The 25,608-nt window shown below is 69.7% G+C and carries 26 protein-coding genes; 10 read left to right on the forward strand and 16 right to left on the reverse strand.

What is annotated here, in order from left to right; all coding sequences use genetic code 11:
* Window positions 1-59: 59 nt before the first annotated feature.
* Complete coding sequence (gene pyk, locus K8612_RS15970; RefSeq protein ID WP_223762873.1) at window positions 60-1,460, forward strand: pyruvate kinase; 1,401 nt, start codon at window positions 60-62, stop codon at window positions 1,458-1,460.
* Window positions 1,461-1,499: 39 nt separating this feature from the next.
* Here the strand turns inward: pyk and K8612_RS15975 are convergent, their stop codons facing one another.
* The 9 genes from K8612_RS15975 to K8612_RS16015 all read right to left on the reverse strand — a co-directional run bounded on the left by K8612_RS15975 (window position 1,500) and on the right by K8612_RS16015 (window position 11,014).
* Window positions 1,500-2,165 carry a hypothetical protein gene (locus tag K8612_RS15975; RefSeq protein WP_223738122.1) on the reverse strand — a complete coding sequence of 222 codons (666 nt, stop codon included), beginning with the start codon at window positions 2,163-2,165 and terminating at the stop codon, window positions 1,500-1,502.
* Window positions 2,166-2,185: 20 nt separating this feature from the next.
* The gene (carA, locus tag K8612_RS15980; RefSeq protein WP_223762874.1) at window positions 2,186-3,313 is read right to left on the reverse strand and encodes a glutamine-hydrolyzing carbamoyl-phosphate synthase small subunit; all 1,128 of its coding nucleotides are present in this window, start codon (window positions 3,311-3,313) and stop codon (window positions 2,186-2,188) included.
* Window positions 3,313-4,617 carry a dihydroorotase gene (locus K8612_RS15985; protein ID WP_223762875.1) on the reverse strand — a complete coding sequence of 435 codons (1,305 nt, stop codon included), beginning with the start codon at window positions 4,615-4,617 and terminating at the stop codon, window positions 3,313-3,315. The genes carA and K8612_RS15985 overlap by 1 nt, the downstream gene beginning before the upstream one ends.
* On the reverse strand, window positions 4,614-5,507 hold the full coding sequence (locus tag K8612_RS15990) for an aspartate carbamoyltransferase catalytic subunit (protein WP_223738119.1): 894 nt from the start codon (window positions 5,505-5,507) through the stop codon (window positions 4,614-4,616). The genes K8612_RS15985 and K8612_RS15990 overlap by 4 nt, the downstream gene beginning before the upstream one ends.
* A 76-nt stretch (window positions 5,508-5,583) precedes the next feature.
* The gene (gene lepB, locus K8612_RS15995; RefSeq protein WP_223738118.1) at window positions 5,584-6,831 is read right to left on the reverse strand and encodes a signal peptidase I; all 1,248 of its coding nucleotides are present in this window, start codon (window positions 6,829-6,831) and stop codon (window positions 5,584-5,586) included.
* 5 nt (window positions 6,832-6,836) lie between these two features.
* Complete coding sequence (gene lepA / locus K8612_RS16000; protein WP_223738117.1) at window positions 6,837-8,648, reverse strand: translation elongation factor 4; 1,812 nt, start codon at window positions 8,646-8,648, stop codon at window positions 6,837-6,839.
* Between the two features lie 163 nt (window positions 8,649-8,811).
* Window positions 8,812-9,756, reverse strand: coding sequence for an NAD-dependent epimerase/dehydratase family protein (locus K8612_RS16005; RefSeq protein ID WP_223762876.1), 945 nt, complete (start codon window positions 9,754-9,756; stop codon window positions 8,812-8,814).
* 71 nt (window positions 9,757-9,827) lie between these two features.
* Window positions 9,828-10,787 carry a UDP-glucuronic acid decarboxylase family protein gene (locus K8612_RS16010; protein ID WP_223738387.1) on the reverse strand — a complete coding sequence of 320 codons (960 nt, stop codon included), beginning with the start codon at window positions 10,785-10,787 and terminating at the stop codon, window positions 9,828-9,830.
* A gap of 44 nt (window positions 10,788-10,831) precedes the next feature.
* Window positions 10,832-11,014: a ribbon-helix-helix domain-containing protein gene (locus tag K8612_RS16015; protein WP_014397342.1), complete on the reverse strand. Its 183-nt coding sequence runs from the start codon at window positions 11,012-11,014 to the stop codon at window positions 10,832-10,834.
* 93 nt (window positions 11,015-11,107) lie between these two features.
* Between K8612_RS16015 and K8612_RS16020 the strand changes: the two genes are divergently transcribed.
* Window positions 11,108-11,707: a hypothetical protein gene (locus tag K8612_RS16020; RefSeq protein ID WP_223738115.1), complete on the forward strand. Its 600-nt coding sequence runs from the start codon at window positions 11,108-11,110 to the stop codon at window positions 11,705-11,707.
* Between the two features lie 57 nt (window positions 11,708-11,764).
* On the opposite strand, the gene K8612_RS16025 is transcribed toward K8612_RS16020, so the two are convergent.
* From K8612_RS16025 to K8612_RS16040, 4 genes are all read right to left on the reverse strand, one after another.
* Window positions 11,765-12,127 carry a cupin domain-containing protein gene (locus K8612_RS16025; protein ID WP_014397344.1) on the reverse strand — a complete coding sequence of 121 codons (363 nt, stop codon included), beginning with the start codon at window positions 12,125-12,127 and terminating at the stop codon, window positions 11,765-11,767.
* Window positions 12,128-12,156: 29 nt separating this feature from the next.
* Complete coding sequence (locus K8612_RS16030) at window positions 12,157-13,083, reverse strand: SPOR domain-containing protein (protein WP_223738114.1); 927 nt, start codon at window positions 13,081-13,083, stop codon at window positions 12,157-12,159.
* Between the two features lie 164 nt (window positions 13,084-13,247).
* Complete coding sequence (gene mnmA, locus K8612_RS16035) at window positions 13,248-14,294, reverse strand: tRNA 2-thiouridine(34) synthase MnmA (RefSeq protein ID WP_223738113.1); 1,047 nt, start codon at window positions 14,292-14,294, stop codon at window positions 13,248-13,250.
* 96 nt (window positions 14,295-14,390) lie between these two features.
* Window positions 14,391-15,656 (reverse strand): CCA tRNA nucleotidyltransferase, encoded by a 1,266-nt coding sequence (locus tag K8612_RS16040; protein ID WP_223762877.1) that lies wholly within the window; start codon window positions 15,654-15,656, stop codon window positions 14,391-14,393.
* A gap of 219 nt (window positions 15,657-15,875) precedes the next feature.
* Here K8612_RS16040 and K8612_RS16045 point away from each other — a divergent pair, with 219 nt between their 5' ends.
* The 5 genes from K8612_RS16045 to K8612_RS16065 all read left to right on the forward strand — a co-directional run bounded on the left by K8612_RS16045 (window position 15,876) and on the right by K8612_RS16065 (window position 19,755).
* Window positions 15,876-16,262 carry a hypothetical protein gene (locus K8612_RS16045; RefSeq protein WP_223762878.1) on the forward strand — a complete coding sequence of 129 codons (387 nt, stop codon included), beginning with the start codon at window positions 15,876-15,878 and terminating at the stop codon, window positions 16,260-16,262.
* A gap of 74 nt (window positions 16,263-16,336) precedes the next feature.
* Window positions 16,337-16,759 carry a DUF4326 domain-containing protein gene (locus tag K8612_RS16050; RefSeq protein WP_223762879.1) on the forward strand — a complete coding sequence of 141 codons (423 nt, stop codon included), beginning with the start codon at window positions 16,337-16,339 and terminating at the stop codon, window positions 16,757-16,759.
* Window positions 16,760-16,817: 58 nt separating this feature from the next.
* Window positions 16,818-17,438: a DUF1877 family protein gene (locus K8612_RS16055; RefSeq protein WP_223762880.1), complete on the forward strand. Its 621-nt coding sequence runs from the start codon at window positions 16,818-16,820 to the stop codon at window positions 17,436-17,438.
* Between the two features lie 137 nt (window positions 17,439-17,575).
* Window positions 17,576-18,988 (forward strand): kelch repeat-containing protein, encoded by a 1,413-nt coding sequence (locus K8612_RS16060; protein ID WP_223762881.1) that lies wholly within the window; start codon window positions 17,576-17,578, stop codon window positions 18,986-18,988.
* 77 nt (window positions 18,989-19,065) lie between these two features.
* A complete protein-coding gene (locus tag K8612_RS16065) occupies window positions 19,066-19,755 on the forward strand; it encodes a tyrosine-protein phosphatase (RefSeq protein ID WP_223762882.1) in 690 nt (229 codons plus the stop codon).
* A gap of 51 nt (window positions 19,756-19,806) precedes the next feature.
* On the opposite strand, the gene K8612_RS16070 is transcribed toward K8612_RS16065, so the two are convergent.
* Both K8612_RS16070 and K8612_RS16075 read right to left on the reverse strand, forming a co-directional pair.
* Complete coding sequence (locus tag K8612_RS16070) at window positions 19,807-20,094, reverse strand: hypothetical protein (RefSeq protein WP_223738106.1); 288 nt, start codon at window positions 20,092-20,094, stop codon at window positions 19,807-19,809.
* Between the two features lie 185 nt (window positions 20,095-20,279).
* Complete coding sequence (locus tag K8612_RS16075; protein ID WP_223762883.1) at window positions 20,280-21,185, reverse strand: LysR family transcriptional regulator; 906 nt, start codon at window positions 21,183-21,185, stop codon at window positions 20,280-20,282.
* Between the two features lie 147 nt (window positions 21,186-21,332).
* On the opposite strand from K8612_RS16075, the gene K8612_RS16080 reads away from it, so the two are divergent.
* From K8612_RS16080 to K8612_RS16090, 3 genes are all read left to right on the forward strand, one after another.
* Window positions 21,333-22,376 carry an NAD(P)-dependent alcohol dehydrogenase gene (locus K8612_RS16080; protein ID WP_223762884.1) on the forward strand — a complete coding sequence of 348 codons (1,044 nt, stop codon included), beginning with the start codon at window positions 21,333-21,335 and terminating at the stop codon, window positions 22,374-22,376.
* 106 nt (window positions 22,377-22,482) lie between these two features.
* Complete coding sequence (locus K8612_RS16085; protein WP_373692108.1) at window positions 22,483-23,640, forward strand: right-handed parallel beta-helix repeat-containing protein; 1,158 nt, start codon at window positions 22,483-22,485, stop codon at window positions 23,638-23,640.
* Between the two features lie 145 nt (window positions 23,641-23,785).
* Entirely contained in the window at window positions 23,786-24,658 is an 873-nt protein-coding gene (locus K8612_RS16090; protein ID WP_223762886.1) for a flagellar motor protein MotB, read from the forward strand.
* A 6-nt stretch (window positions 24,659-24,664) separates the two neighbouring features.
* On the opposite strand, the gene K8612_RS16095 is transcribed toward K8612_RS16090, so the two are convergent.
* On the reverse strand, window positions 24,665-25,546 hold the full coding sequence (locus K8612_RS16095; protein WP_223762887.1) for an NAD(P)-binding domain-containing protein: 882 nt from the start codon (window positions 25,544-25,546) through the stop codon (window positions 24,665-24,667).
* Window positions 25,547-25,608 lie beyond the last annotated feature (62 nt).

Here is a 25,608-nt window from a genome sequence, read left to right on the forward strand (position 1 = left end):
GTCCTTCGGGCGCAAGCCTGTCAAGGCGCCCACCTCCTGGCGCTAGGATGGGCCGCCTTATGCGCAAGGCGAAGATCATCTGCACGCTGGGTCCGGCGTCGGACTCGAAGGAAGTCATCGAGGCGCTGGTGAAGGCGGGCATGAACGTGGCCCGGCTCAACTTCTCTCATGGGACGCACGACGAGCACCGGCAGCGCGTCCAGCGCATCCGCGCGGTGTCGAAGAAGCTGGGCGTGCCGGTGGCCATCCTCCAGGACGTCCAGGGCCCCAAGGTGCGCCTGGGGCGCTTCGAGGGCGGCCAGTTGATGGTGACGGCCGGCGACACGGTGACGGTGACGACGCGCGCGGTGGTGGGCCAGGGGCGCGTCATCCCCACCCCGGTGCGCACGCTGCCCCGGGACGTGGAGAAGGGCCACGAGGTGCTGCTGGACGACGGCCGGGTGCGCCTGCGCGTGCTGAAGGTGAGCGGCCAGGACGTGTCCTGCCGCGTGGAGGTGGGCGGGCTGCTCAGGGATCACAAGGGGCTCAACCTGCCCGGCACGGCCATGTCGGTGCCCACGCTGACGGAGAAGGACAAGGTGGACCTGGCGTTCGGCCAGGAGGTGGGCGTGGACTACGTGGCGCTGTCCTTCGTGCGCTCCGCCCGGGACGTGCGCCAGGCGCGGGCGCTGGTGGCGAAGCGCAAGACGCCGCTCATCTCCAAGATCGAAAAGCCCCAGGCGGTGGACGACCTGGACGCCATCGCCAGGGAGTCGGACGGGGTGATGGTGGCCCGCGGCGACCTGGGCGTGGAGATGCCGCTGGAGCAGCTTCCCGCCATCCAGAAGCGCGCCGTGCTCGAGGTCAACCGCCTGGGCGGCATCGTCATCGTCGCCACGGAGATGCTGGAGAGCATGGTGCTCAACGCCCGGCCCACGCGCGCGGAGGTGTCGGACGTGGCCAACGCCATCCTGGACGGCGCGGACGCGGTGATGCTCTCCGGGGAGACGGCCGCGGGGCGCTACCCCGTGGACGCGGTGGCCACCATGGCGCGCATCGTGGAGGAGACGGAGCGCACGGGCCTCATCACCCTGCCCCACTCCCCCTTCGAGCGCTCCGAGGACCTGGGCACCGGCGTCGCCGCGGCGGCGGTGGCCGCGTCCCGGCAGCTCAACATCGGGACCATCATCGCGTACACGGAGAGCGGCCACTCCGCGCGGCTCATCTCCGAGTTCCGCCCCGGCGCGCGCATCCTCGGCCTGACGCCCAACGCGGACACGGTGAACCGGATGGCGCTGTACTGGGGCGTGACGGGCCACCTGGTGAAGCGCGTCAGCACCACGGAGGCCATGCTCAAGCAGGTGCGCCGGCTCTGTCAGGAGCTGCGCTTCTGCGAGCCCGGCGCGCCCTTCATCCTGGTGGCCGGCGTGCCGCTCAACGTGCCGGGCAACACCAACATGATGAGCATCCACCGCATCTGAGGCCGCATGCGGTGGGGGCCTTCGGGCAGGGGGCCCTCGCTAGAGGACCTTCTGCTCGAAGTCGTAGAGCTTCTCCACGGAGAGCTGGCGGTAGCGCTCCACGTTGAGGGCCCGGCGGGCGCACTCCCACACCAGGTCCTTGGCGGGGCGCTCCGGCTCCTTCTTCTTGCGGCGCTTCACCTCGGCCTTGATGGCCTTCAGCGCCATGGCCGGGTGGTAGCAGAAGGCGGAGGAGAACAGCAGGTGGCCCCCGAAGGGGACGAGGCGCGCCTCCAGCACGTCCCCCGTCTCCAGGCCCGCGATGTGGCGGCGCTCCGTCACGTCGAAGTCCTTGCCGGAGAAGAGCTCGCGCAGGCGCACCATGCCCTTGCCCAGCTTGCGCACCTCGAAGAGGCCGTGGACCGTCTCCGTGAAGCTGCGGAAGGCGTTGGCCTCCTCCGGCGCCGCGGACTGCAGGCGCTGCTCGTACAGCTCCGCGGCCGGCGTCTTGCCGGTGAGCGGCGAGACGCGGTCGTAGAGGTAGTAGTCCAGGAACGACGCCATCCGCAGCTCGAAGAGTTTGTCGTCCTCGAAGACTTCACCGGTGAGGCGGAAGTACTCCGCCTTGGCCTCCAGGAGGTCCGGCTTGCGGGCCTCCTGACTGCCGAAGGCGATGAGCTGGTCCAGGTACGGCTGGTACGACAACGGGGTCAGCGCGGTGTCCATGGCCGTTGCGAGCTTTCTTCCTACGAACCCGCCATCAGCGTCGCGAAGCGGCTGAACAGGTAGCGCGCGTCGTGAGGGCCGGGCGAAGCCTCGGGGTGGTACTGCACGCTGAAGGCCCGCGCGTCCGGAACGGCCAGGCCCTCCACCGTGCCGTCATTCAGGTTGATGTGCGTGACGACGGCCTTGCCCTTGAGGCTGGCGTCGTCCACCGCGAAGCCGTGGTTCTGCGCGGTGATCTCCACCTTGCCCGTGGTGAGGTCCTTCACCGGCTGGTTGCCGCCGCGGTGACCGAACTTCATCTTGTACGTCCGGCCGCCCAGGGCCAGCGCCATGATCTGGTGCCCCAGGCAGATGCCGAACACCGGCACCTTGCCCAAAAGCGCCGCCACCGTGCGGTCCGCGCCCTTCACCGCGGCCGGGTCGCCCGGGCCGTTGGCCAGGAAGACGCCGTGCGGCTTCTTCGCCAGCACCTGCTCCGCCGTGAAGTGGGACGGCACCACCGTCACGCGGCAGCCCACGTCCACCAGGTACTGGAGCATGGAGCGCTTGAGGCCGTAGTCGTACGCGACGACGTCGTACTTCAGCTCCGGCTCCGGGCGCTTGTCCCCCGTGCCCAGGAACACGTCCGGGGACGGCGTGGTGAAGACGTAGGGCTCCCTGGTGGACACGCCCGTGGCCAGGTCCAGGCCCTCCATGCCGGTGGCGGCGCGCGCGCGCTCGGCCAGGGCCGCGGCGGACACGTTCTCCGTGGAGATGATGCCCGTCTGCGCGCCGTGCGTGCGCAGGTGGCGCACCAGCCGGCGGGTGTCCACGCCTTCGATGCCCACGCGGCCGTGGCGCGCGAGGTACGCGTCCAGCGTCTCCTGCGAGCGCCAGTTGGAGGGCGTCTTCGTCAGCGAGCGCACCACCATGCCCACCGCGTGCGGCTGTCCGGCCTCCTCGTCCGCAGCGTTCGCCCCGACGTTGCCCATCTCCGGGTACGCCATGGTGACGATCTGCCCCACGTACGAGGGATCCGTGAGGATCTCCTGGTAGCCGTACATGGACGTGTTGAAAACCACCTCACCCACCGTCTCGCCGGAAGCGCCAAAGGCGCGACCCTCGAAGGTGGTGCCATCCGCCAGTGCGAGCACCGCCCGCTTCGTCATCACCGCGACTCCTTGAGCTGACCGTCCTCGAACACACACCGGCCGCCCACCCACGTCTGCGTCACGCGGCCCTTCAGCGTGCGCCCGTGGAAGGGCGTGTTGCGACTGCGGGAATAGAACCGGTGGGCATCCACCGTCCACTCCTCCGAAGGGGACACCAGCGTGATGTCCGCCGGGGCACCAGGCGCCAGGTGACCGCCCGGCAGGCCGAATACCCTCGCCGGCCCGTCCGACAGCAGCTCCACCGCCCGGCGCGGGGTGAGCACGCCCTCGTGCACCAGCGCCAGCGTGAGCCCCAGGGACGTCTCCAGCCCGACGATGCCGTTGATGCCCTTCTCGAACTCCACCAGCTTGTCGGACACGCCGTGCGGCGCGTGGTCCGTGGCGATGGCGTCCACCGTGCCGTCCACCAGCGCCTCGCGCAGCGCCCTCACGTCCACGTCGCTGCGCAGCGGCGGCGCCATCTTCGCGTGGGTGTCGTAGTCCCCCACCGCCCGGTCATCCAGCGTGAAGTGGTGCGGCGCCACCTCGCAGGTGACGCGCAGGCCGCGCTTCTTGGCCTCGCGGATGAGCCGCACGCTGCCCTCGCAGGACACGTGCGCCACGTGCAGCCGGCCCTTCGTCTCCTCCAGGAGCACCAGGTCGCGCGCCACCATGGCCACCTCCGCGGAGGACGGGATGCCGCGCAGGCCCAGCCGAGTGGACGTGGCGCCCTCGTGCATGGCGCCGCCGGCGGACAGCGTCAGGTCCTCCTCGTGCACCATCACCGGCACGTCGAACTGGGTGGCGTACTGGAGCACCCGGCGCATCAGGCCCGCGTTCATCACCGGGCGGCCGTCGTCGGTGAGGGCCACGCAGCCGGCGCCGATCAGCTCGCCTGCCTCCGACAGCTCCTCGCCCTTGAGCCCCTTGGTGATGGCGCCGGCCGGGTACACGTGGCACAGGTCCGCGTCCCGGGCGCGCGACAGCACCAGCTCCGTGACGAGCGCGCTGTCGTTCACCACCTTGGTGTTGGGCATGGCCACGACGCCGGTGAAGCCGCCCGCCACCGCCGCGCGGCAGCCGGTGAGGACCGTCTCCTTGCCCTCTTCTCCCGGCTCGCGCAGGTGCACGTGCAGGTCGATGAAGCCCGGCACCAGCCACTGGTCCTTGGCGTCCACCACCCGCGCGTCCTTCGGCGCGGGCAGCGGGGCCTCCGACACCTGGGCCACCCGGCCGTCCGTCACCAGCACGTCCCGGACGCCATCCACGCCATTGCGCGGGTCGATGACGCGCGCCCGCTGGAAGAGCACCGTGGTGGTCATGATGCGCACGCCTCCAGGATGGCCCGGCGCACCGCGACGCCGTTGGCCACCTGCTCCAGGATGACGCTGCGAGGCCCGTCCGCCACCACCGGCGACAGCTCCACGCCGCGGTTGATGGGGCCCGGGTGCAGCACGAGGGCGTCCGGCTTCATCCGCTCCGCGCGGGCGGGCGTGACACCGAACAGCCGCGAGTACTCCCGCTGGGACGGCAGGAAGGCTTCCGCCATGCGCTCCGTCTGCAGCCTCAGGCACATCACCGCGTCCGCCTGGGGCAGCACGGTGTCCAGCCGGTGCGTCACCTCTCCGCCCATCTCCTCCAGCCCTGGCGGCAGGAGGGTGGGCGGCCCGCAGAGCACGACCCGGGCCCCCAGCGCCTTCAGGCACAGGAGATTGGAGCGCGCCACGCGGCTGTGCAGCACGTCGCCGACGATCAGCACCGTGCGCCCGTCCAGGCGGCCCCAGCGCTGGCGCAGGGTGAAGGCGTCCAGCAGGGCCTGGGACGGGTGCTCATGCGCCCCGTCGCCCGCGTTGACCACCGCGCACTTCACGTGCCGGGCCACGAGCCCCGGCGCGCCGGAGGAGCGGTGGCGGATGACGATGACCGCCGGCCCCAGGGCCTCGATGTTGCGCGCGGTGTCCAGGAGGGTCTCCCCCTTGGACACGGAGGAGCCCGCGTGGCTCCAGTTGAGGACGTCCGCGCCCAGCTTCCGCGCGGCCACCTCGAAGGAGGAGCGCGTCCGGGTGGAGTCCTCGAAGAAGAGGTTCGCCACGACGCGGCCCCGCAACACGTGCGAGGCATCCGGTCCGCCGGGCAGGTGAGCCTGGGCGCGGTCGAGCAGTGCTTCCAGCTCGTCCCGCCGCCAGCCTGCGATTCCGAGAAGATGTCTCATGGGCCGGGAGCGCCGCGTACCGCGCGCCGCACGTTGCGTCAAGCACGGCGCGTGGTGGCCGCCCGCCCAGCGTCCGTCAGCGCACCGGTTCGAAGAAGCGGTCCACCCGCAGGCCCGTGCCGCCGAACAGGTTGCCCAGCAGGCCGCCCCAACCGAGCGACAGCCAGACCACCATGGCCTTGCCCTTGATGTGGCCGTACGGCACGTAGGCGACCTCGGCGCCGCCCGGGCCGCCCAGGTTGTAGCGGCTGTCCGCGCTGTTGTCCCGGTTGTCGCCCATCACGAAGACGCTGTCCGCGGGCACCGTGTAGGGGCCCTCGTGCTCGCGGCCCGGCAGGCGCATGGGGTGCTGGAGCGACGAGTGCACCACGCCGCTCAGGTCCTCGCGGTAGAGCACCTCTTCCTGGTCGAACCAGCGGCCCGTGGTGTCGTCCTGGTTGTGCACCACGAAGTCCGGCGACACCAGCGTGCGCGGCTGCGGCTCGCCGTTGATGCGCACCACCCCGTCGACGATCTCCACCGTGTCGCCGGGGATGCCGATGACGCGCTTGATGAAGTCCTTGGACTCGTCCACCGGGTTGTTGAAGACGATGACGTCCCCGCGCTTCGGCTCCCGCACGATGCGGAACGGCACCACGTTCATGAACGGGATGCGCACCCCGTAGATGAACTTGTTCACGAAGACCTGGTCGCCAATCTGCAGCGTGGGCAGCATGGAGCCGGAGGGGATGCGGTACGGCTCCACCAGCACCGTGCGGATGACCAGGGCGATGAGCAGCGCCTTGCCGAAGCCGCCCAGGAAGTCCCACACGGACTGCTTGCGGTACGCGCCCAGGTGCTCCTGGGTGAGCTTCTCCAGCGCCTGCGTCTCCGTGCGCAGCGCCTCCGCGTTGCCCGCCACCGAAGCCGCCTCCACGCGCAGGGCCTGCTCGGTGATGCGCTCCGCCACGGCCGGCTGCACCTTCGTCCCCAGGCGCGCGAGGATGCGCTCGTCCTCGGAGAGCAGCTCGCGCGCCTCGTGGCGCAGCGTGCGCAACCGCGACTCCTTCCGGGAGGCGTTGCGCCACACCAGCAGCCCCAGGAAGGCCAGCACCATCAGCAGGCCGAAGCCCTTCATCAGGGGCTGGGCCCAGGACGCGGTGCCGGGCGCCATCTCAATCAGCGTGACGTAGGGGATGAACGCCAGGCCCACGCCGCACAGCGGGGCCCAGAGGCTGGTGAGCAGCTCGCGCCACATCAACTGGCGGCGGGCCTTGAGCTGCTCCGGGGTACGGCGCGCGGCCATGGCCGCTCCCAGCTTCATGGAAGGACTGGCCGTGCTCATGGGGCTTACTGCTCCGTCTTGAGGACCGCGAGGAACGCTTCCTGCGGAATCTCCACCGTGCCCACCTGCTTCATGCGCTTCTTGCCCTCCTTCTGCTTCTCCAGGAGCTTGCGCTTGCGGCTGATGTCGCCGCCGTAGCACTTGGCAAGGACGTTCTTGCGCATGGCGGAGATCGTCTCACGGGAGATGATCTTCGCGCCGATGGCGGCCTGGATGGCCACCTCGTACATCTGCTTGGGAATCACTTCCTTGAGCTTCTCGCAGACCTCGCGGCCGCGCAGGTACGCGCGCTCGCGGTGCACGATGACGCTGAGCGCGTCCACCGGCTCCCCGTTGATGAGGATGTCCAGCTTGGCCAGGTCCGACTCCTGGTAGGAGGACAGCTCGTAGTCCAGGCTCGCGTAGCCGCGCGACACGCTCTTCAGCCGGTCGAAGAAGTCGAACACCACTTCGGCCATGGGCATCTCGTACGTCACCTGCACGCGGGTGCCGCTGGAGCCCAGGTACTTCATGTCCTTCTGCACGCCGCGCCGGTCCTGGCACAGCTTCAGGATGGCGCCCAGGTGCTCGTTGGGCACGTGGATGTGGCAGGTGAGGATGGGCTCCTCGAACTTCTCGATGTTCTGCGTGGGCGGCAGCTTCGCCGGGTTGTCCACCAGCAACGTCTCACCCTTGCTGGTGGTGATGCGGTAGACCACCGACGGCGCCGTGGTGATGAGGTTGAGGTTGTACTCGCGCTCCAGGCGCTCCTGGACGATCTCCATGTGGAGCAGGCCCAGGTAGCCGCAGCGGAAGCCGAACCCCAGCGCCGTGGACGATTCCGGCTCGTAGGTGAAGGCGGAGTCGTTGAGCGTGAGCTTCGCCAGCGCGTCGCGCAGGTTCTCGTAGTCCGCGGAGTCCACCGGGAAGATGCCGGAGAACACCATCGGCTTGACTTCCTTGAAGCCCGGGAAGGCGGTCTCCGTGGGCCGCGCCTCCTCCGTCACGGTGTCGCCGACCTTCGCGTCCTGCAGCTCCTTCACGTTGGCGACGAGCACGCCCACCTCGCCCGCCATGAGCTGCTGCACGGGGCGCGAGAACGGGCTGAACACGCCCAGCTCCTGCACCTCGAAGACCTTGTTGTTGCTGAACATCTTGATCTTCTGCTTCAGCTTCAGCGTGCCTTCCAGCACGCGCACCAGTGTCACCACGCCCCGGTAGTTGTCGTACCAGGAGTCGAAGATGAGCGCCTTGAGCGGCGCGGCCGGCGAGCCCTGCGGCGGCGGCACGCGCTTCACCACCGACTCCAGGATGTCGTGGATGCCCAGGCCCTCCTTCGCGGAGGCGGGCACCGCGACGGACGCGTCGATGCCGATGACGTCTTCAATCTCCCCGCGCGTGCGGTCCACGTCCGCGCTGGGCAGGTCGATCTTGTTGATGACCGGGATGATCTCCAGGTTGTGGTCCAACGCCATGTAGACGTTGGCGAGCGTCTGCGCCTCCACGCCCTGCGTCGCGTCCACGACGAGCAGCGCGCCCTCGCACGCGGCGAGGCTGCGGCTCACCTCGTAGGCGAAGTCCACGTGTCCCGGCGTGTCGATGAGGTTGAGGACGTAGTTCTGGCCGTCCTTCGCGGTGTACGTCATCCGCACGGACTGGGCCTTGATGGTGATGCCCCGCTCTCGCTCGATGTCCATGTTGTCGAGGAACTGGGCCTGCGCCTCACGCTTGGTCAGCGTGCCTGTCTTCTCCAGGAGGCGGTCGGCCAGCGTCGACTTTCCATGGTCGATGTGGGCGATGATGCAGAAGTTGCGGATGTGCGCGTTTTCAGCCGGCATGGTCAGGGCGCTCGTCGGTCGCGAAGCGGGCGTAGGTAACACCGAACCGCCTGAAAATCCACGACCGGCGCACTCCTGCCCGCCGGGCACTCCACCCGCCTGACGCCTCGTATTCCCCCCGGCATCCGGGCCGGGGGGAGCACGCCGGCGCGATGGCCGGCCCTCAGCCCCGGGCGCGGACAGGCCCCGCGGCCTGCTCGCGGAAGAACTGGAGCGTGTGGCGCAGGCCCTCCGCCAGTTGCACGGACGGCTCCCAGCCCAGGACCTTCTTCGCGTGCGACGCGTCGATGCAGGAGCGAAGCTGCTCGCCCGGCTTGCCCGGCGCGTGCGCGGCCTTCAGCGAGCTGCCGCCGGCCTCCGCGATCAGCTCGTAGAGCCGGTTGATGTCCGTCTCCACGCCGGTGCCGATGTTCGCGGCGCCCACGTAGTCGCTCTGGAAGGCCAGGTAGTTGGCGCGGGCCACGTCCGGGCCGAAGACGAAGTCACGCGTCTGCTTGCCCTCGCCGAAGATGGTGCAGCCCTGCCCCGCGATGACGCGCTGGCTGAAGATGGCCACCACGCCGGCCTCGCCGTGCGGGTTCTGCCGGGGGCCGTACACGTTGGCGTACCGCAGGGCGACGTACGGCAGGCCGTACTGCGCGCGGTAGTAGCCCAGGTACAGCTCGCCCGCCGCCTTGGAGACGCCGTAGGGCGACACCGGCCGCTGGGGGTGGTCCTCCCGGGCGGGGAAGGAGTCCTGCTCGCCGTAGATGGCGCCGCCGGTGGAGCTGAAGATGACCTTCTTCACGCCGGACTGGCGCGCGGCCTCCAGCAGGTTCGTCATGCCGCGGATGTTCACGTCCGCGTCGAAGCCGGGGTCCTCCACGCTGCGGCGCACGTCCATCTGGGCGGCCAGGTGGCAGAGCACCTGGGGCTTCTCCGCGCGGATGAGCTCCGCGGCCTCCGGACTCCGGATGTCGTGCACGGCCAGCCGCACGCGCGGATCCAGGTTCTCCCTCCTGCCGCTCGACAGGTTGTCCAGCGCGATGACCTCGTGGCCATTGCGCAGGAACTCATCGCACACGTGCGAGCCGATGAAGCCCGCGCCGCCCGTTACCAGGACTTTCACGCCGTTCTCCCCAGGCCCGGCCGCCACGAAGGCCGGGCCGTCTACCTCGCGTTCACTCGCGCGCGGCCAACCTAAGTCCCAGAGGGGCGAGCGGCAACCTCACGGAAGTACGCGATGGTGTCCCGCAAACCATCCTCCAGCTTCACCTTGGGCTCCCAGCCCAGCAGCGTGCGCGCGCGGGTGATGTCCGGCTGACGCTGCTTCGGATCATCCTTGGGCAGCGGGTGGTAGACGATCTGCCTACCCCCACCGGCCGCCTCGCGCACGGCCTCCGCGAACTGCTTGATGGTCATCTCGCGCGGGTTGCCGATGTTCACCGGGCCCCGGACGTCCGACAGCACCAGCCGCACCAGGCCGTCCACCAGGTCCTTCACGTAGCAGAACGAGCGCGTCTGGCTGCCGTCCCCGAAGACGCTGAAGTCCTCGCCCTTGAGCGCCTGGCCCACGAAGGCGGGCACCACGCGGCCGTCGTTGAGGCGCATGCGCGGGCCGTAGGTGTTGAAGATGCGCACGATGCGGACGTTCACGCCCCGGCTGCGCTCGTAGGCGGCGCTGATGGCCTCCGAGTAGCGCTTGGCCTCGTCGTACACCGAGCGCGGCCCGATGGGATTCACGTTGCCCCAGTAATCCTCCTTCTGGGGGTGCACCAGCGGGTCGCCGTACACTTCCGACGTGGAGGCCATGAGGAACACGGCCTTCTTCTTCTCCGCCAGCTTCAGCGCGTTCTCCGTGCCGATGGAGCCCACGCGCAGCGTTTCAATGGGGAGGTTCGCGTAGTCGATGGGCGACGCGGGCGAGGCCAGGTTGAGGACGAAGTCCACCGGCCCGTCCACCTCCAGGCCCTCGGTGATGTCCTGCTTCACGAACTGGAAGCCCGCGCGCGGCTTGAGCGTGCGCACGTTCGCTTCGTTCCCGGTGATGAGGTTGTCCACCGCGAGGACGGACTCCGCGCCGTCGTCCAGCAGCCGCTCACACAGGTGCGAGCCCACGAATCCGGCCCCACCCAGCACCACCGCCCGCTTGCCACGCATGCTCGTCACGTCACGCCTCGTTCGTCAGGAGAGTTCGTCGAAGGTCAGGACAGTTCGTCGAAGGTCGCCTGGCCCGGCAGTTGCGCCTTGTACTTCTCCAGGACCAAATCGATGCCCTGCCGGATGTACTCGGCCACGGGCACCTTGGTCTTCTGGTTCAGCGCCTTGAGCAGTTCGTTCTGCTCCGGAGTGATGTAGATGGTGGTGCTGACTTTCTTTCGGGCCATGGCGATACGTGAAAATATATGGAATGACGTGGCCTGCGAAAGCACGGAAGTGAAGCGGCGCGAACATGGCGCCCCACCGGACCGGGAGGCACCTTGTCATCCACCAACCGCTTGATTTTCCTGGGATTCCTGGCGACGGGCGCGCTCACCGGCTGCGCCTCCCAGAAGGCCGCGGAGACCCCTGACGCAATGCGCAAGCGCCCCGAGGCGGAGGCCGTCCGGGGTAAGCAGGGGCCGGGGGAGACGGTCACGGAGCTGGACGCCAACGGCGACGGCCGGACGGACGTCTGGGAGTACCGGCTCAAGGACGTGCTGGTGCGCAAGGAGCTGGACCTGAACTGGGACGGCAGCGTGGACGTCACCCAGTACCTGGATCCGCAGGGCGCGAAGGTCCGCGAGGTGATGGACCTGGACTACGACGGCAAGGTGGACGCCACGTACCACTACGCCGAGGGCAAGCGCACGAAGGGCGAGCGCGACCTGAACGGCGACGGCAGGGCGGACTCGTGGCTGTACTACGAGAACGACACGCTCGTGCGGAAGGAGCGCGACGCCAACCACGACGGCCGGGTGGACTACTGGGAGTACTGGGAGAACGGCCAGGTGGACCGCATTGGCGAGGACCTGGACGGCGACGGCACCGTGGACCAGTGGACCCGCAATCCGAACCCGGCGGCGAAGTCCAAGGAGTGACGGCGGGACCCGGCCGGCGCACCGTGGAGGCGCGCCAGCGGGCCGTGCGGCCTGGGACTACGGGGCGCTGGTGCCCGTGCGCCCGTAGGAGTCCTCCAGGCGCACCACGTCGTTCAGCTCGGGGGTGCTGACCTCGAGGATGTCGCAGTCCGTGATGGCGACCATGCGGTGCTTCGTCAGCGGCTTGATGTGGTAGCTCTCACCGGGGTTCATCTCCTTCTCGATGAGGCCCTGGCCCTCGTCCACGACGAAGAGGAGCTTGCCGCTCTGGACGTGGATGGTCTCGTCCTTCACGTTGTGGAACTGGAGGCTCAGCTTGTGGCCGGCCTTCACGTGCAGGAGCTTGCCCACGTAGCGCTCCGTGTGGGCCCAGATGAGCTCATGCCCCCAGGGCTTCTCCACCCGCTTCGTCGTCGTCATTTGCTTCGTCTCTTCCTTGCCCAGCAGCGCTAGTTCGTGCCGGCCACGTACGCGTCGAGCTGGGTCTCGCGCTTGAAGTCCGTCAGGTACCGGCCCGCGGCTTCCTTGCTGGCGAAGCTGCCCATCCGGACGCGGTACCAGGTGCCCTTTCCAGGCACCTCCGCCGCCAGGATATAGGGGGCATAGCCCTTGTCGCGCAACCGCGCGGCGAAACGGTCGGCGTCCTGGCGGCTCTGGAAGGCGGAGAGCTGAAGCGTGAACGCCCCACCCTTCACGGCCTCCGACGGACGCGGCGGCTCCGCGGGCAGCGCCTGGGCCCGGGCAATGGCCTCCTTCATGCCCCCGTCACGCGCGGCGGTGCGGGTGGCGACCGGCGTCTCCTCCACCTTTCCCTTCACCGCCTCCACCTTGGGCTCCGGCTTCACCGGCTCCGGCTTCGCGGCGGCGACCTTGGGGGCCTCCACGGGCTTCGGCTCCGGCTTCGCGAGCGGCTTCCCGTTGGCGATGGCGTCCTCCTCGGCGGCGTCCATCGCGGGCAGCTCGCCCGTGTCGGGGTCCGGCGTGGGGGCCAGGGCGGGCTTCGTGGCGGCGGCCTTGGGGGCCTCCGCGGGCTTCGGCTCCGGCTTCGCGGCGACGGCCTTGGGGGCCTCCGGCTTCGCGGCGGGCTTGGGCAGCGGCGGCAGGGGCTCCGAGCCCGTCTTGCGGGTGAGCTCGTCCGGGAAGGTGAGCGGCGGATCCTGGCGCGCCTCGTTGAGGACCTGCGCGTTGGCGTCCAGCGCGGAGAGCAGGTCCGGCGCGGCGGCGGTCTGCGAGTCGCCCGCGAGCTTCTTGCCCACCACCACGCCCAGCACGAACACGGCGCCCATCACGACGATGCCGGCGATCAACAGGCTGACGATCTGCCGGTTGTCCAGCGAGACGTCGAACTTCTCCTTCATCCGGTGGGCGTCACGCATGGCGGGGCAGACCTCGATCGCGCGCTCACGGCCCGTGTAACGGCCTGTAGCGACAGCGTGCGCGCAAGCTACGCCCCACCCCCAGGCGGGTCAAATTCGCGGAGGCACTGGAAGCAGCGGCGCGCGCGAGGCCGGAAGTCCGGCGCGGGACACGCCAGGTCGGATCAGACGATCCACCCGCCGCCGAGCACGCGATCCCTGTCGTAGACGACCGCGGCCTGGCCCGGCGTGACGGCGCGCGCGGGCTCGTCGAGCTTCACGGACACCAGCCCGTGCTGCGAGATGTGGATCCGCCCCGGCGCGCCCGCGTGGCGGTGGCGGATGCGGACCTCCACGGACTGCTCCGGAGGAGGCGGCCCGTCCACCCAGTGCGGCTGGAGCAGGCCGAACTGCGCGCGGCCGGTGCCCTCCGCAGGGCCCACGACGACGCGGTTCGTCTCCGGCTCCAGGCGCTGCACGTAGCGCACCTCGCCCCCGCCCAGGTTGAGCCCCTTGCGCTGCCCCACGGTGAAGCGGTGGATGCCGTTGTGCGTGCCCAGCACCTTGCCGTCCGGGTCCACGACCTCACCGGACGGCTGGGGGCCGGCGACCTTCTCCACGAACCCGGCGTAGTCACCGTCGGGCACGAAGCAGATCTCCATGCTCTCCGGCTTGTGGGTGGTGGGCAGGTGGTGGCGCTCGGCGACGGCGCGCACCTCCGCCTTGGTGAGGTGGCCCACGGGGAAGAGGACGTCCTTCAGCTCCTCCTGGCCCAGGGTGAAGAGGAAGTAGCTCTGGTCCTTGGCGGCGTCCACGGCGCGGCGCAGGTGGAAGCGGCCGTCCACCTCCTCCACCTGGGCGTAGTGGCCGGTGGCGAGCCGGGCGCCCAGGGCGCGCGCGCGCTTGAGGAGGAAGTTGAACTTCACGTCGCGGTTGCAGCTCACGCACGGGATGGGCGTCTTGCCGCCCAGGTACGACTGGACGAACGGGTTGACGACCCGGTCCTGGAAGATCTCCTCGGCGTTGGCCACGTAGAACGGGATGCCCAGCGTCTGGGCCACCGCGCGGGCATCGTCGATGTCGTCCGGGCTGCAGCAACTGCCGCACTTCGCGGCGCCCTCGTAGGACCAGACGCGCAGGGTGATGCCGATGACCTCGTGGCCCTGCTCCTTGAGCAGGGCGGCGGCGGCCGAGGAATCCACCCCACCGCTCATGGCAACGACGACTCGCATGGGGCTCCTTCCTACACGCCCCCGGGCCGGGACGCACGGCCGGATGGTGCTTGAGGCCCCCTTCCCTGCCCTCCGGCCGGGAGGAGGCCCCCTTCGTCAGGAGTCGCGCGCCGCCCAGGCCGTGAGCCGGGCGCGCAGCGCGTCCGCGGTGTTGAGCGAGGGGTCGTCCAGCACGGTCTCCAGCAGGTACCGGGTCGCCTCGCCCACCTTCGGCGAGGGGCCGACGCCCAGCGTCTTCATGATGTCGCCCCCGGTGAGCGCCAGCTCCTTCGCGGACAGCGGGGGCTTCGCGGCGGCCAGCGCCTCCAGCCTCGCGGCCAGCGCCTCCACCGCGGACAGCCGATCCGGGGCGCGGACCTGGACGCGGGCCTTCGCCACGGCGAGGAGCGCGGGCAGGTTCGCGAGGCCCACGCGGGCGAGCAGCCGGCGCAGCGCGGGGTCCGCGTCGTCCACGCGCGTCTCCAGCTTCGCGTGCTCGACGAGCAGGCCGATGAGGTCGGCGGACTTGTTGGGGAACTTCAACCGCAGACACAGCTCACGGGCCTGCGTCGCGGTGTCGATGTCCGCCAGCAGCGTGGCCATGCGCAGGTCCGCGTCCAGCGGCGCGGCCTGCACGGCGGCGCGGGCCAGCCGGGTGGTCTCCGGGTCCGCGTGGGCCACCTCCGGGAGGAAGATCGCCATCAGCCCCGTGTCCGCCAGCAGGTGCAGCCCCATCTCCGCGCGGGGAGACACGAGCAGCTTGAGCAGCTCCTCGCGCACGCGCTCCAGCGCGACCTTGCGGAACACGGCCAGGGTCGCGGGGATGGCGTCGCGGGTGTCCGGGTCCAGCGTGAAGCCCAGCACGGCGGCGAAGCGCACGGCGCGCAGGGGGCGCAGGCCGTCCTCGGAGAAGCGCTCCAGCGCGGAGCCCACGCAGCGGATCAGCTTCGCGGGCAGGTCCACCTGGCCGCCGAACGGATCCACCAGCTCGCGGTCCAGCGGGTTGTACGCCATGGCGTTGATGGTGAAGTCGCGCCGCGACAGGTCCTTCACGATGTCCCGCTCGAAGGACACGGAGCTGGGGCGCCGGCCGTCCAGGTAGTCGCCTTCCGAACGGAACGTCGTCACCTCCACGTGGTTGCCGCCTGTGACGACGGTGACGGTGCCGTGCTGGATGCCGGTGGGGATGACCTTGCGGAAGGCGCGCTGGACCTCTTCCGGCAGCGCGCTGGTGGCGACGTCGAAGTCCTTCGGGTGGACCTTGCGGACCATGTCCCGCACGCAGCCGCCCACCAGGTAGGTGGGGTGGCCCAGCTCGCGCAGGCGGGTGATGACTTCGAGCACGGGCTTCGGAATGTCGGCGTCGTGGAGGTTGGCGATCATGTCCGCGGGGGTGGGAGGAGGCGGGCGCGTACGTTGCCGTCTTCCGGCGGGCCCCGCCACTGCGATGGCCCCCGCGACGGCCGGCATACGACAAATGACGTATACGTGGGCAAATGAAAGTCTTCAGGAAACTCCAGCCCACATGGCCCGACAATCATTTCAAACGCATCACCTACCGCGGGCGGGGGCCACGGCCCCCTGCCCCGAGCGAGAAAAGCCATGTTCAAGGTCACCCCCAGCCACGTCTTCCGCGACCCCTCCCGCCACCAGATCGATCAGTCGACGCACGGCAAGACGAGCGACTACAGCCACGCGGTCGGCGGCGTGAATCAGATCCTCGACAAGAACGGCATCGGCATCTCCGAGCGGTCCAAGAGCAGCGTCATCGACAACGTCAACAAGGTGGAGACGGGCGCGCGCAGCGAGGTCAACGCGCACCAGCGCGAGGCCCTCAACTTCGGCCGCGACGCGTTCGAGAGCATCCGCAAGGGCCAGTTCAAGCAGGGCGCGGTGGAGGCGTTCGGCTCGGGGCTCAACGCCGCGGCCTCGGTCTACAAGTCCCTCTCCACGCCGACCCCGGCCGAGCAGCGGGGCATCGACCCCTGATGTCTCCTGCCTGCTGACGGGCCGACCGTCACGCACGGCACGTGGCGGGTGCGTCTGTTAACGATGCACCCGCCATGTCCGAATCCCGAACCACCGCGGTGCACGTCCACGACGCCTGTGAGGTGTACGTGGGCCGCGCCTTCCGCGCCTGGGCGAAGCCCGGGCCGCTCAACCCCGTCCCCGGCCGCTTCGGCAACCCGTTCAAGCCCGGGGGCGTGAAGACCTGGAAGGCGATGATCCGCACCTACTTCGAGCCGTGGCTGGAGAAGCTGCCCGCGGCCGAAGCCGGGCGGATCCGCGACGAGGCCCAGCGGCGCATGGCGCCCGGTCCAGACGCGTTCGAGTCCTTCCGCTGGTATCTGGAGCTGCGCACGAAGCACGACCCGGACTTCCTGCGCGACGTGCGGACGTTGCGAGGCAAGCGGCTGGGCTGCTGGTGCAAGCCGGGCCCATGCCACGCGGACGTGCTGGCCGCGTGGCTGGACTCGGAGGCCTGATCAGTAGCGCGCGCACTCCCGCTGAACGGATGGCGGAGGAGCTGCTAGGACGGGAGCCATGGGACTTGATGCGAGCTACCAGGCCCTTCCCGGCAGTTCTCCGCTGCTGGAGCTGGCGCGGCGGAACATCGGCGTGGGCGGTTGGCTGATGTCCGTCTCCCGGTTGCTCCGGGCTCCGAGCGAGGAGACCCTGGCACCGGGCGGGCCGGACTCCGATGAACTCCTGCTCCTGGAGGCCGTGCGGGACGTGCTGCGCACCCGCCCCGACCTGGCGACGCAACAGGTGGACCTTGGCCGGAGGTGGGATCACCTGCACTTCGTCCTCTCCGACCGGCGCCGACACGCGCCCGGAGCGGAGGATGACTCCCTGGCCGGCATCGCGATCCACGGCGAGGCGGAGATCGCCCCGCACGTGGTGGCGGGTCAGGGCGTGCCCCTTCGCTACACGCGGCCGGAGACGGTGGAGCAAATCGCCCGGATGCTGGAGGGCGTGCGTTTCGACGCCCTTCGCGAACACTTCACCTTCAAAAGACTGAGCGAGGCAGCCGTCTACAAGTGCCCGCGAGAGGAGGGCATCGACGAGGCCTGGCAGTGGCTCGTCGAGCGCTTCGACTCGTTCCGCACCTTCTACGTCACGGCCGCGAAACACGGAGACGGCGTCCTCGTCCGCGTCGACTGATTCCAGCTCAGGACCTGATTTTCCCGCCCCCTGAGACAGGTCCGGGTGTCCTGAGACACCCGGATTGTTTTCATGTTTCATGGAAGGAACCCAGACACCGCGTGCCATGGTCGCAGGCCCGTTTCCTGGGAGCCCCTATGCGCACGTCTTCATGGATGTCCCTGGCCGTCGTTCCCCTGCTGTTGTGTCTCGCGTGCAGTCCCGAGAGCGAGTTACCTGGGGACGACCTCGCGTCCTCCCAGTCGTCCGCGCTCGTCGTGTCCGGTGGCTCGCTGCTGTCCGCGCGCTACCAGCACACCGCCACGCTGCTCGCCAACGGCAAGGTGCTGGTCGCGGGCGGAGGGACACCTTCTGGCTCGTACGCCACCACGGAGCTGTATGACCCGGCGACGGCCACCTCCTCCAGCGGCCCGTCGATGCTCACCGCGCGCCGCGGTCACACCGCCACGCGGTTGCAGGATGGCAGCGTCCTGGTCGTGGGCGGCATCAACTCGAGCGTGCTCTCGTCCGCCGAGCGCTACGATCCCGCCACGAACACCTGGAGCGCCGCTGCTCCCCTGCCCCGCATCAGCTACGGCCACAGCGCCACGCTGCTTCCGGACGGCCGCGTGCTGGTGGCGGGCGGCGTGAGCTACGTCACCACGACCTATGTCTACACGCCGTCGACGAACACCTGGGCGGCCACGGGCTCGCTCAACGCCGGGATGATGGGTCAGGCCGCGGTGCTGCTCGCGGACGGCCGCGTGCTCGTGGCGGGCGGAGGCAATAGCACCACGTCCTCCAGCAACCACGCGGAAGTCTGGAGCCCCACCACGGGGACGTGGACCACCGTCGCGTCGATGAACACGGGCCGCAATGGCCACACGCTGCAACTGCTCGCCAACGGCAAGGCGCTGGTGACGGGCTATGTCACGGCGGCGGAGCTGTATGACCCGGCCACCAACACCTGGACGAACACCGGCGCCACGGCCGTCCAGCACTTCTCCGCCCCGTCGGTGACGCGGCCGGATGGCACCATCCTGATGGCCGGCGGCTCCTACAACACGCTGCAGGTGGAGCTGTTCTCCCCCGCCACCAGCACCTGGAGCACGGTGGGAACGCTGACGCAGTCCCGCGTGGAGCACCCCACGGTGGCGCTGCCGAACGGGCGCGTCCTGTTCCTCGGAGGGACGACCTACAACGCCCAGGGCAACATGCAGGCGCTGGCGAGCATCGAGGTCTTCGACGCCTCCGCCTCCTGCACCCCGACGACCTGCGCGGTCCAGGGCAAGACCTGCGGAACCATCTCCGACGGCTGCGGTGGCACCCTCACCTGCGGCACCTGCGGCACCGGGCAGATCTGCGCCAGCAACAACGTCTGCACCGCCGCCTCCTGCACCCACAACGTCTGCACGACGGGCTCGTCGCTGAACAAGGACTGCAACTCCTGCACGTATTCGGTGTGCAACCGCGACCCGTACTGCTGCACCACGTCCTGGGACAGCATCTGCGTCAGCGAGGCCACCTCCTGGTGTGTCATCGCGCAGCCGGGCTGCGTCGTGAGCCAATAGCAGTCACTCCCGGGCCGGCCTCCGCCGCTGGGAGGCCCCGGGTTTCCCAGCGCGGATGCGGCTACGCTGCGCCGCGCATGAAGTACACGTTCGTCTTCACCACCGCGGCGGCACTCCTCACGTTCCTGGCGCAGCGGCTCCAGGGCCCCGGCGGGCTGCTGCTGTGGCCCGCGCTGAGTTTCGCGGTCGTGGCGATCGCCTATGCCGGCGGGGGCGCGAAAGCCTTCGGGAAGCAACCGGATGGACGCATGCGGCCGTGGGCCGTGTTCGCGCTGCTGCCCTACCTGGTGCTCACGTGGGGCACCTGGCACCTGGCGCGGCGCTTCTCGCGGGAGCGCGCCTTCGACGAAGTGGTGCCGGGGGTCCTGGTGGGGCGCCGGCTGCTCCCCGGCGAGCTGCCCCCGGGTGTCACGGCCGTGCTGGACCTGACCTCCGAGTTCATCGAACCCGAGGACATCCGCGCCGCCGGCCGCTACGTGTCCCTGCCCATCCTGGACGCCTTGACGTTGCCCGTGGAGCACGTGGCCCCGGTCCTTCGCGAGCTGGCCGCCCTGCCCGGGCCTGTCTACGTCCACTGCGCGCAGGGACATGGACGCACGGGGATGATCGCCGCCGCGCTCCTCGTGGCACGGGGGGACGCTCCAGATGCGAGGGCCGCGCTCGCTCGGGTGCGTCAGGCGCGGACCGGGGTGCGGCTCTCCGCCTTGCAGGAGCGTGCGCTCGACGCGTTGGCGGCGGCGCTCCGCCCCGGCGGCGCGCATCGCTGAACCGCGAGGCCTGGACACGACAACAGGCCCCGCGGAGGTGCTCACGACGGCTCAGCTCTCGACGGCCGGCCCCTGCTCCGTGTCCGGATGGGCGGCGTCGCAGACCGGCGCGGTGTCCTTGGACTGCTCCGTGGAGACGGAAGCGGTCTCCTCGGAAGGCGCGGGCGCGAAGCACCAGCCTGACTCCTCGCAGGTGGTGCGGTAGGTCCCCTCGTAACAAGGCCCGGAGCAGTACACCCGGCAGACGTCATCGCACTGCGGCGGATAGGCAAACGCGGCGGCGGGGGCCACGGCGAGGACGGCGGACACGGCCATCAGGGACTTCCTCAGCGCGTTCATCGGCATTCCTGGGGTGAGGGACATGTGCCCGCGCGAAGGGCAGGCACATCCGGCAGCAGACGCCAGCATTGGACGACAATGACAGACATCCACGCCAGGACTGTCTCCGACTCAACATCCACATCATCCCCAGGGGCACTCCCGTGGAAGTCAATCGTGGCAAGCCACGATACCGGGCGCCTTTGTCACAAGGCCTTCAACGCCAGCTCACGCGCCGCTTCGACGAAGAGCCGCAGCGGCGCGGAGCGCTGGGCTCGGCTGGGGTAGTAGAGAAAGAAGCCGGGCACGGTGGGCGCGTAGGCCTCCAGCACCCGCACGAGCTTCCCGGTGCGCAGCGGCTCCTCCACGGCCGGCTCGAAGGCGTACGCGAGCCCCACGCCGTGCTCCGCCAGGGTCGCGGGCAGATGGATGTCATTGCTGACGACGCCCCCGCGCACCGGCACCCGCCAGTTCTTGCGTCCGCGCTCCAGCTCCCACGGGTAGAGCGTCCCGGTGGTCTGCGAACGGAAGGTGATGCACTCGTGCTTCAGCAGGTCCTCGGGCCGCTGGGGCGTGCCGTGGCGCTCCAGGTAGCTGGGGGCGCCCACCACCACGAAGCGGAACGCCTCCGTGAGCCGCACCTGGACCATGTCGCGCTCGATGGATTCGCTCAGCCGCACGCCCGCGTCGTAGCCCTCCTCGACGATGTCCACGAGGCGATCCTCGACGACGACCTCCACCTCCACGCGCGGGTGACGTGCGCGGAAGACGGGGACCACCGGCGTGATGACGTAGGGCACCGCCGCCGTCAGCACCGTCAGCCGGATCCGGCCCACGGCCTCGCCGGGCTGCGCCGCCACCTCGCGGAGCGTGGCCAGCGTCTGCCCCACCGCCGGGCCTGCTCCCTCCACGAGCCGCCGGCCCACGTCCGTCAGCGCCACGCTGCGCGTCGTGCGGGTGAGCAGCACCACCCGCAGTTGCTCCTCCAGTTGCCGCACCGCCTGGCTCACCGCGGCCGTGGAGACGCCCAGCTCGCGCGCCGCGCCGCTGAAGCTGCGCAGCCGGGCCACGGCGAGGAACACCTGCAACTGCGTGAAGGGCGCCGTATTCATTCGCGAGGACCGTAGCCGAAGCCACTGTTAAGCACGCGTTAAGAGCCTATTGGCTCCTCCGGGCGTAGTCATCCACGGGGCTGGCGCGTATCTCTCTCCCCACGAGAACGGGGCTCACCGGCCCCGCTGCCCCTGGAGAGAAGACCCATGCCTACCGCCAACGCCTACGCCGCCACCTCCGCGAAGTCACCGCTCGGTCCCCTGGCCATCCAGCGCCGGGAGCTGGGCCCGCGCGACGTGCTCATCGAGATCAAGTTCTGCGGCATCTGCCACTCCGACATCCACACCGTCCGCGGCGAGTGGGGCGAGGCGACCTACCCCCTCGTCCCCGGCCATGAGATCGCCGGCATCGTCACCGGCGTCGGCGCCCAGGTGAAGAAGCACGCCGTCGGCGACCGCGTCGGCGTGGGCTGCATGGTGGACTCGTGCGGCGACTGCCCCTCCTGCCGCAGGGGCGAGGAGCAGCACTGCCTCAAGGGGATGGTCGGGACGTACGGCGCCACCGGGCGGGACGGCCAGCTCACGCAGGGCGGCTACTCCACCCACATCGTCGTGACCGAGGACTTCGTCCTCAAGATCCCGGAAGGCATCGCGCTCGACGCCGCCGCGCCGCTGCTGTGCGCGGGCATCACGACGTACTCGCCGCTGCGCCGCTGGGGCGCGGGCCCCGGCAAGAAGGTGGCCATCGTGGGCCTGGGCGGCCTGGGACACATGGGCGTGAAGTTCGCTCGCGCGATGGGCGCGGAGGTGACCGTCCTGTCGCAGTCGCTGAGCAAGAAGGAGGACGGCCTGCGCCTGGGCGCGCACCACTACCACGCCACCAAGGATCCGGAGACGTTCAAGAAGCTCGCGGGCACCTTCGACCTCATCGTGAACACGGTGAGCGCGAAGATCGACGTGGACGCCTACCTGTCCCTGCTGGCCCTGGACGGCGCCCTGGTCAACGTGGGCGCTCCCCCAGAGCCGCTCCCGGTCAGCGCGTTCTCGCTCATCATGACCCGCCGCGTGTTCACCGGGTCGCTCATCGGCGGCATCCCGCAGACGCAGGAGATGTTGGACTTCTGCGCCAAGCACCACATCGGCGCGGACATCGAGGTCATCCCCGCCAGCAAGATCAACGACGCCTATGAGCGGGTGCTCGCCTCCGACGTCCGGTACCGGTTCGTCATCGACACCTCGACGCTGAAGTAATTCCTTTGGGGGGGAAGCCCGTGGAAGCGCCGTGAATAGCCTCTCCGCCGGTGGCCGGACGTCTCCGGCCCGGGGAGGCAGCATGAAGCAGACGCGTGGATTCGCCGTGGCCGTGGCAGTGACCACCATTCTCACGGTGGCGCCTGACGTCCAGGCCCGTGGCACGATTCCTTCCGAAGCGGATGCCGAAGTGACGTTCACCAACACCGGCCACGGCGTCCGGTGTGGTGACACCCTCACCACGAATACCCTCCTCAGCCATGACCTCAACTGCCCCAGCTCGGCGCCCTTCGCGCTTCAAATCGATGGAGACGGCATCGTCCTGGACCTGGGCGGCCACGCCATCCGCCGCACCGGCCCGGCGAACAACGATTCACAAGGCATCGTGATCGCCAGGGGCCGGATGGTGCGCAATGGCACCGTCCAGGGCTTCGGCAGGGGCGTCACCACCACCGACTCCGCGAACCTGCCGAGCGTGCGGCTCCACAAGCTCGCGCTCCTCGACAACACCGCGGGCGTCCACAATAACAACTACGCGAACTTCCTCATCACGGATTGCCGCCTGAGCGGGAACAACATCGGGCTGAGCAGCGAGTTCGACGCGTCCAATGGCAGCTTCGACGTGCGGTCGTCCGTGTTCACCCACAATGGGATCGCGATGTTCGCGGACTTCCACGACATCGACGCGCTCGACTCCACGTTCACGTCCAACGGGAGGGTCTTCTACTGCTGGCAAGGCGTCATGCGCTTCAGGTCCAGCACGATCGCGTGGAACGACGCGGTGGGCACCATCCCCAACGACGGCGACGGCCCCCGCTTCTGCTCCGAGATGCGGTTCGAGAACACACTCATCGCGAACAACGCCGCGTTCGCGCAGGCCACCCTCCCGGTCTGGCAGCCGTTCAAGCTGTCGATGATCGATTCGCTGGTCGTCCACAACGGCACCGGGCTCCAGGCCTCCACCCTGTCCGTCTACATCGACGGCAACACCTTCCATGACAACGCGAGCGGCCTGACGCTGTCCGACCGTGAAGGGGCCGAGCCCCCGCCGCTCACGGGCATCGTCCGCGGCAACCAGTTCCTGGCCAACGACGGCGACGGACTCCGGGTCCAGCCGCCCAGCACGCCCTCGGTGATCAACAACCTGGCCCTGAACAACACGGGCTTCGGCATCTACGCGCCCACGGCCTACGACGGCGGAGGAAACGTCGCGCGGAACAACACCGCGGGCAACTGCGTGGGCATCGTCTGCGCCACGTACTGACGTCCCTGCCAGCGGCGGCCCACTCCGGCTGCCCTGGCTGAAACAATCCACCTCCAGATACCTGCACGCACCCGGGTCGCCTTGAGGCGCACCCGGGGCCATTCACTAGCGTGGCCTCCGTCCATTCCACCCTGGAGGTCGCGACATGGAAACGGAACGCGGAAGGGCCTGGGTGCCCTGGCTGGTGACGGCGCTGGTGACGGTGCTCGCGGGCCTGGTGCTCTATCTGTCGCATCGCAGCACGACCCGCGCGGACGCGGAGGCGGCGGCGGCCTCGGCCCGGGCCAGTGAAGCGGCGGCGGCGAAGGAGCAGTTGGAGGCGAAGCTGACCGCGCTGGAGGCGGAGCACGCGAAGCTGTCCGCGGAGAAGGAGCAGCTCAACACGGAGAAGGAGCAGCTCAGCCAGACGGTGCAGGAGCAGGAGGCGGAGCTCACCCGCCTCAAGGCCACCTACGAGGACCTCCAGGACAAGCTGAAGAAGGAGATCGCCGAGGGCGCCATCCGCCTGTCCCAGGACGGAGGCCGCCTCCAGGTGGACCTGGTCGACAAGGTCCTCTTCGATTCAGGCGACGCGAGCATCAGCCCCCGCGGCCAGGAGGTCCTCACCCGGCTGGGCGGTGTGCTGTCCAAGGTGGATGACAAGCTCATCCAGGTGTCGGGCCACACGGATGACTCGCCGCCCACGCAGAAGCTCCAGGCCCTCTTCCCCACCAACTGGGAGCTGTCCGTCGCGCGCGCCGTCAACGTGGTGCGCTTCCTCCAGGAGAAGGGCGGCGTGCCCGCGAAGCGCATGCTCGCGGCCGGCTACGGCGACACGCGGCCCCTGGCGGCCAACGCCTCGCCGCAGGGCCGCGCGCGCAACCGCCGCATCGAGCTGCTGTTGATCCCGGAGCTGGCCGCGAAGAGGAACCCCGCCATCGCGAAGGCAGCGGCCCCCGCGAAGGCGACGCCCGTGAAGGGTACTCCCGCGAAGGCCACGGCCGTGAAGCCCGCCGTCGGGAAGAAGGCGGGCCGGTAGGCGCGCTCAGTCCTGCTTCAGCGTGCGGAACACGGCGGGCAGTTCCTGCGCACCCAGCCCCGCGCCCACGGCCCGCCGGTAGTTCTCCAGCAGCTCCCGGGGGAAGCGCGCGCTGATGCGGGCGTCCGTGCTCAGCCGGACGATGTGCTCGATGGCCGCGACGTGGGTGTCGAGGCTGCACTGCTGGCCGGTGAAGTCGTTGCGTTCGATCATGTCCCGCGCGGCGTCCGCGGTGACGGAGATCAACCCCAGGAAGGAGTTCTTCTGGGCGAAGAAGGCCTTCGGGTCGAGCCCCTCGGCCTGACACATCGCCGCGGCGTGGAGTACCGCCAGGGAGCCTCCGTAGTAGGCCTCGAGGATCGCGCAGTCGAGCGTCGCGGCGGAGCCGATCTTCTCGTCCACGTAGACGGAGTTCCTGGCGATGGCCTGGAGCGTCTCCTGGTGCCGGTCGAACACCGCGCGGGCCCCGGCGTAGTAGACCGTCGCGGAGTCGGTGGCCACGAACGCGGGATAGGCGAGGATCGCCGCGTCCAGGTAGTCCACGCCGTGGGCCCTCGCCCACTCCAGGCCTCCGCGCGCATCCGCCGGTGAGCCGCTGGTGAGCTGGACCAGCGTCGTCCCGGCCAGCGCCGACGCGACCGCCGGCGAAGCAACGCACTCCGACCACGCCGCGTAGTTGGACAGCGAGACGACCACGAGCGCCCGCCCGGTGACGGCCTCCACCAGGTCCTCGAACGCGACGGTGCCTCCGCCCACGGCCCGGGCCCTGCCCGGCGTCCGGTTCCACACCGCGACGTCGTGCCCCGCCGCGGCGAAGGCTCTCGCCAGCGCGCTGCCCATGAGGCCACTGCCAATCACCGCGAGCTTCGTCGAACGGCTGTGAGTCATCGTGACGCTCCTGTCGTGAGGCGCCCAGCCTTGAGGCGCGCACACTCCGCGTCAACCTGGAT

It is taken from the genome of Corallococcus sp. AS-1-6 (genome assembly GCF_020037015.1).
Classification (GTDB): Bacteria; Myxococcota; Myxococcia; order Myxococcales; family Myxococcaceae; genus Corallococcus.

What these genes read in the sequence shown, in the direction of transcription:
- K8612_RS16060 (WP_223762881.1), top strand. Translation starts at nt 17,576, where the DNA reads ATGCGCACGTCTTCATGGATGTCCCTGGCCGTCGTTCCCCTGCTGTTG.
- K8612_RS15985 (WP_223762875.1), bottom strand. Translation starts at nt 4,617, where the DNA reads ATGACCACCACGGTGCTCTTCCAGCGGGCGCGCGTCATCGACCCGCGC.
- K8612_RS16025 (WP_014397344.1), bottom strand. Translation starts at nt 12,127, where the DNA reads ATGACGACGACGAAGCGGGTGGAGAAGCCCTGGGGGCATGAGCTCATC.
- lepA (WP_223738117.1), bottom strand. Translation starts at nt 8,648, where the DNA reads ATGCCGGCTGAAAACGCGCACATCCGCAACTTCTGCATCATCGCCCAC.
- K8612_RS16055 (WP_223762880.1), top strand. Translation starts at nt 16,818, where the DNA reads ATGGGACTTGATGCGAGCTACCAGGCCCTTCCCGGCAGTTCTCCGCTG.
- K8612_RS16050 (WP_223762879.1), top strand. Translation starts at nt 16,337, where the DNA reads ATGTCCGAATCCCGAACCACCGCGGTGCACGTCCACGACGCCTGTGAG.
- K8612_RS16030 (WP_223738114.1), bottom strand. Translation starts at nt 13,083, where the DNA reads ATGCGTGACGCCCACCGGATGAAGGAGAAGTTCGACGTCTCGCTGGAC.
- pyk (WP_223762873.1), top strand. Translation starts at nt 60, where the DNA reads ATGCGCAAGGCGAAGATCATCTGCACGCTGGGTCCGGCGTCGGACTCG.
- K8612_RS15975 (WP_223738122.1), bottom strand. Translation starts at nt 2,165, where the DNA reads ATGGACACCGCGCTGACCCCGTTGTCGTACCAGCCGTACCTGGACCAG.
- K8612_RS16080 (WP_223762884.1), top strand. Translation starts at nt 21,333, where the DNA reads ATGCCTACCGCCAACGCCTACGCCGCCACCTCCGCGAAGTCACCGCTC.
- mnmA (WP_223738113.1), bottom strand. Translation starts at nt 14,294, where the DNA reads ATGCGAGTCGTCGTTGCCATGAGCGGTGGGGTGGATTCCTCGGCCGCC.
- K8612_RS16040 (WP_223762877.1), bottom strand. Translation starts at nt 15,656, where the DNA reads ATGATCGCCAACCTCCACGACGCCGACATTCCGAAGCCCGTGCTCGAA.
- K8612_RS16095 (WP_223762887.1), bottom strand. Translation starts at nt 25,546, where the DNA reads ATGACTCACAGCCGTTCGACGAAGCTCGCGGTGATTGGCAGTGGCCTC.
- carA (WP_223762874.1), bottom strand. Translation starts at nt 3,313, where the DNA reads ATGACGAAGCGGGCGGTGCTCGCACTGGCGGATGGCACCACCTTCGAG.
- K8612_RS16070 (WP_223738106.1), bottom strand. Translation starts at nt 20,094, where the DNA reads ATGAACGCGCTGAGGAAGTCCCTGATGGCCGTGTCCGCCGTCCTCGCC.
- K8612_RS16075 (WP_223762883.1), bottom strand. Translation starts at nt 21,185, where the DNA reads ATGAATACGGCGCCCTTCACGCAGTTGCAGGTGTTCCTCGCCGTGGCC.
- lepB (WP_223738118.1), bottom strand. Translation starts at nt 6,831, where the DNA reads ATGAGCACGGCCAGTCCTTCCATGAAGCTGGGAGCGGCCATGGCCGCG.
- K8612_RS15990 (WP_223738119.1), bottom strand. Translation starts at nt 5,507, where the DNA reads ATGAGACATCTTCTCGGAATCGCAGGCTGGCGGCGGGACGAGCTGGAA.
- K8612_RS16065 (WP_223762882.1), top strand. Translation starts at nt 19,066, where the DNA reads ATGAAGTACACGTTCGTCTTCACCACCGCGGCGGCACTCCTCACGTTC.
- K8612_RS16090 (WP_223762886.1), top strand. Translation starts at nt 23,786, where the DNA reads ATGGAAACGGAACGCGGAAGGGCCTGGGTGCCCTGGCTGGTGACGGCG.
- K8612_RS16015 (WP_014397342.1), bottom strand. Translation starts at nt 11,014, where the DNA reads ATGGCCCGAAAGAAAGTCAGCACCACCATCTACATCACTCCGGAGCAG.
- K8612_RS16010 (WP_223738387.1), bottom strand. Translation starts at nt 10,787, where the DNA reads ATGCGTGGCAAGCGGGCGGTGGTGCTGGGTGGGGCCGGATTCGTGGGC.
- K8612_RS16045 (WP_223762878.1), top strand. Translation starts at nt 15,876, where the DNA reads ATGTTCAAGGTCACCCCCAGCCACGTCTTCCGCGACCCCTCCCGCCAC.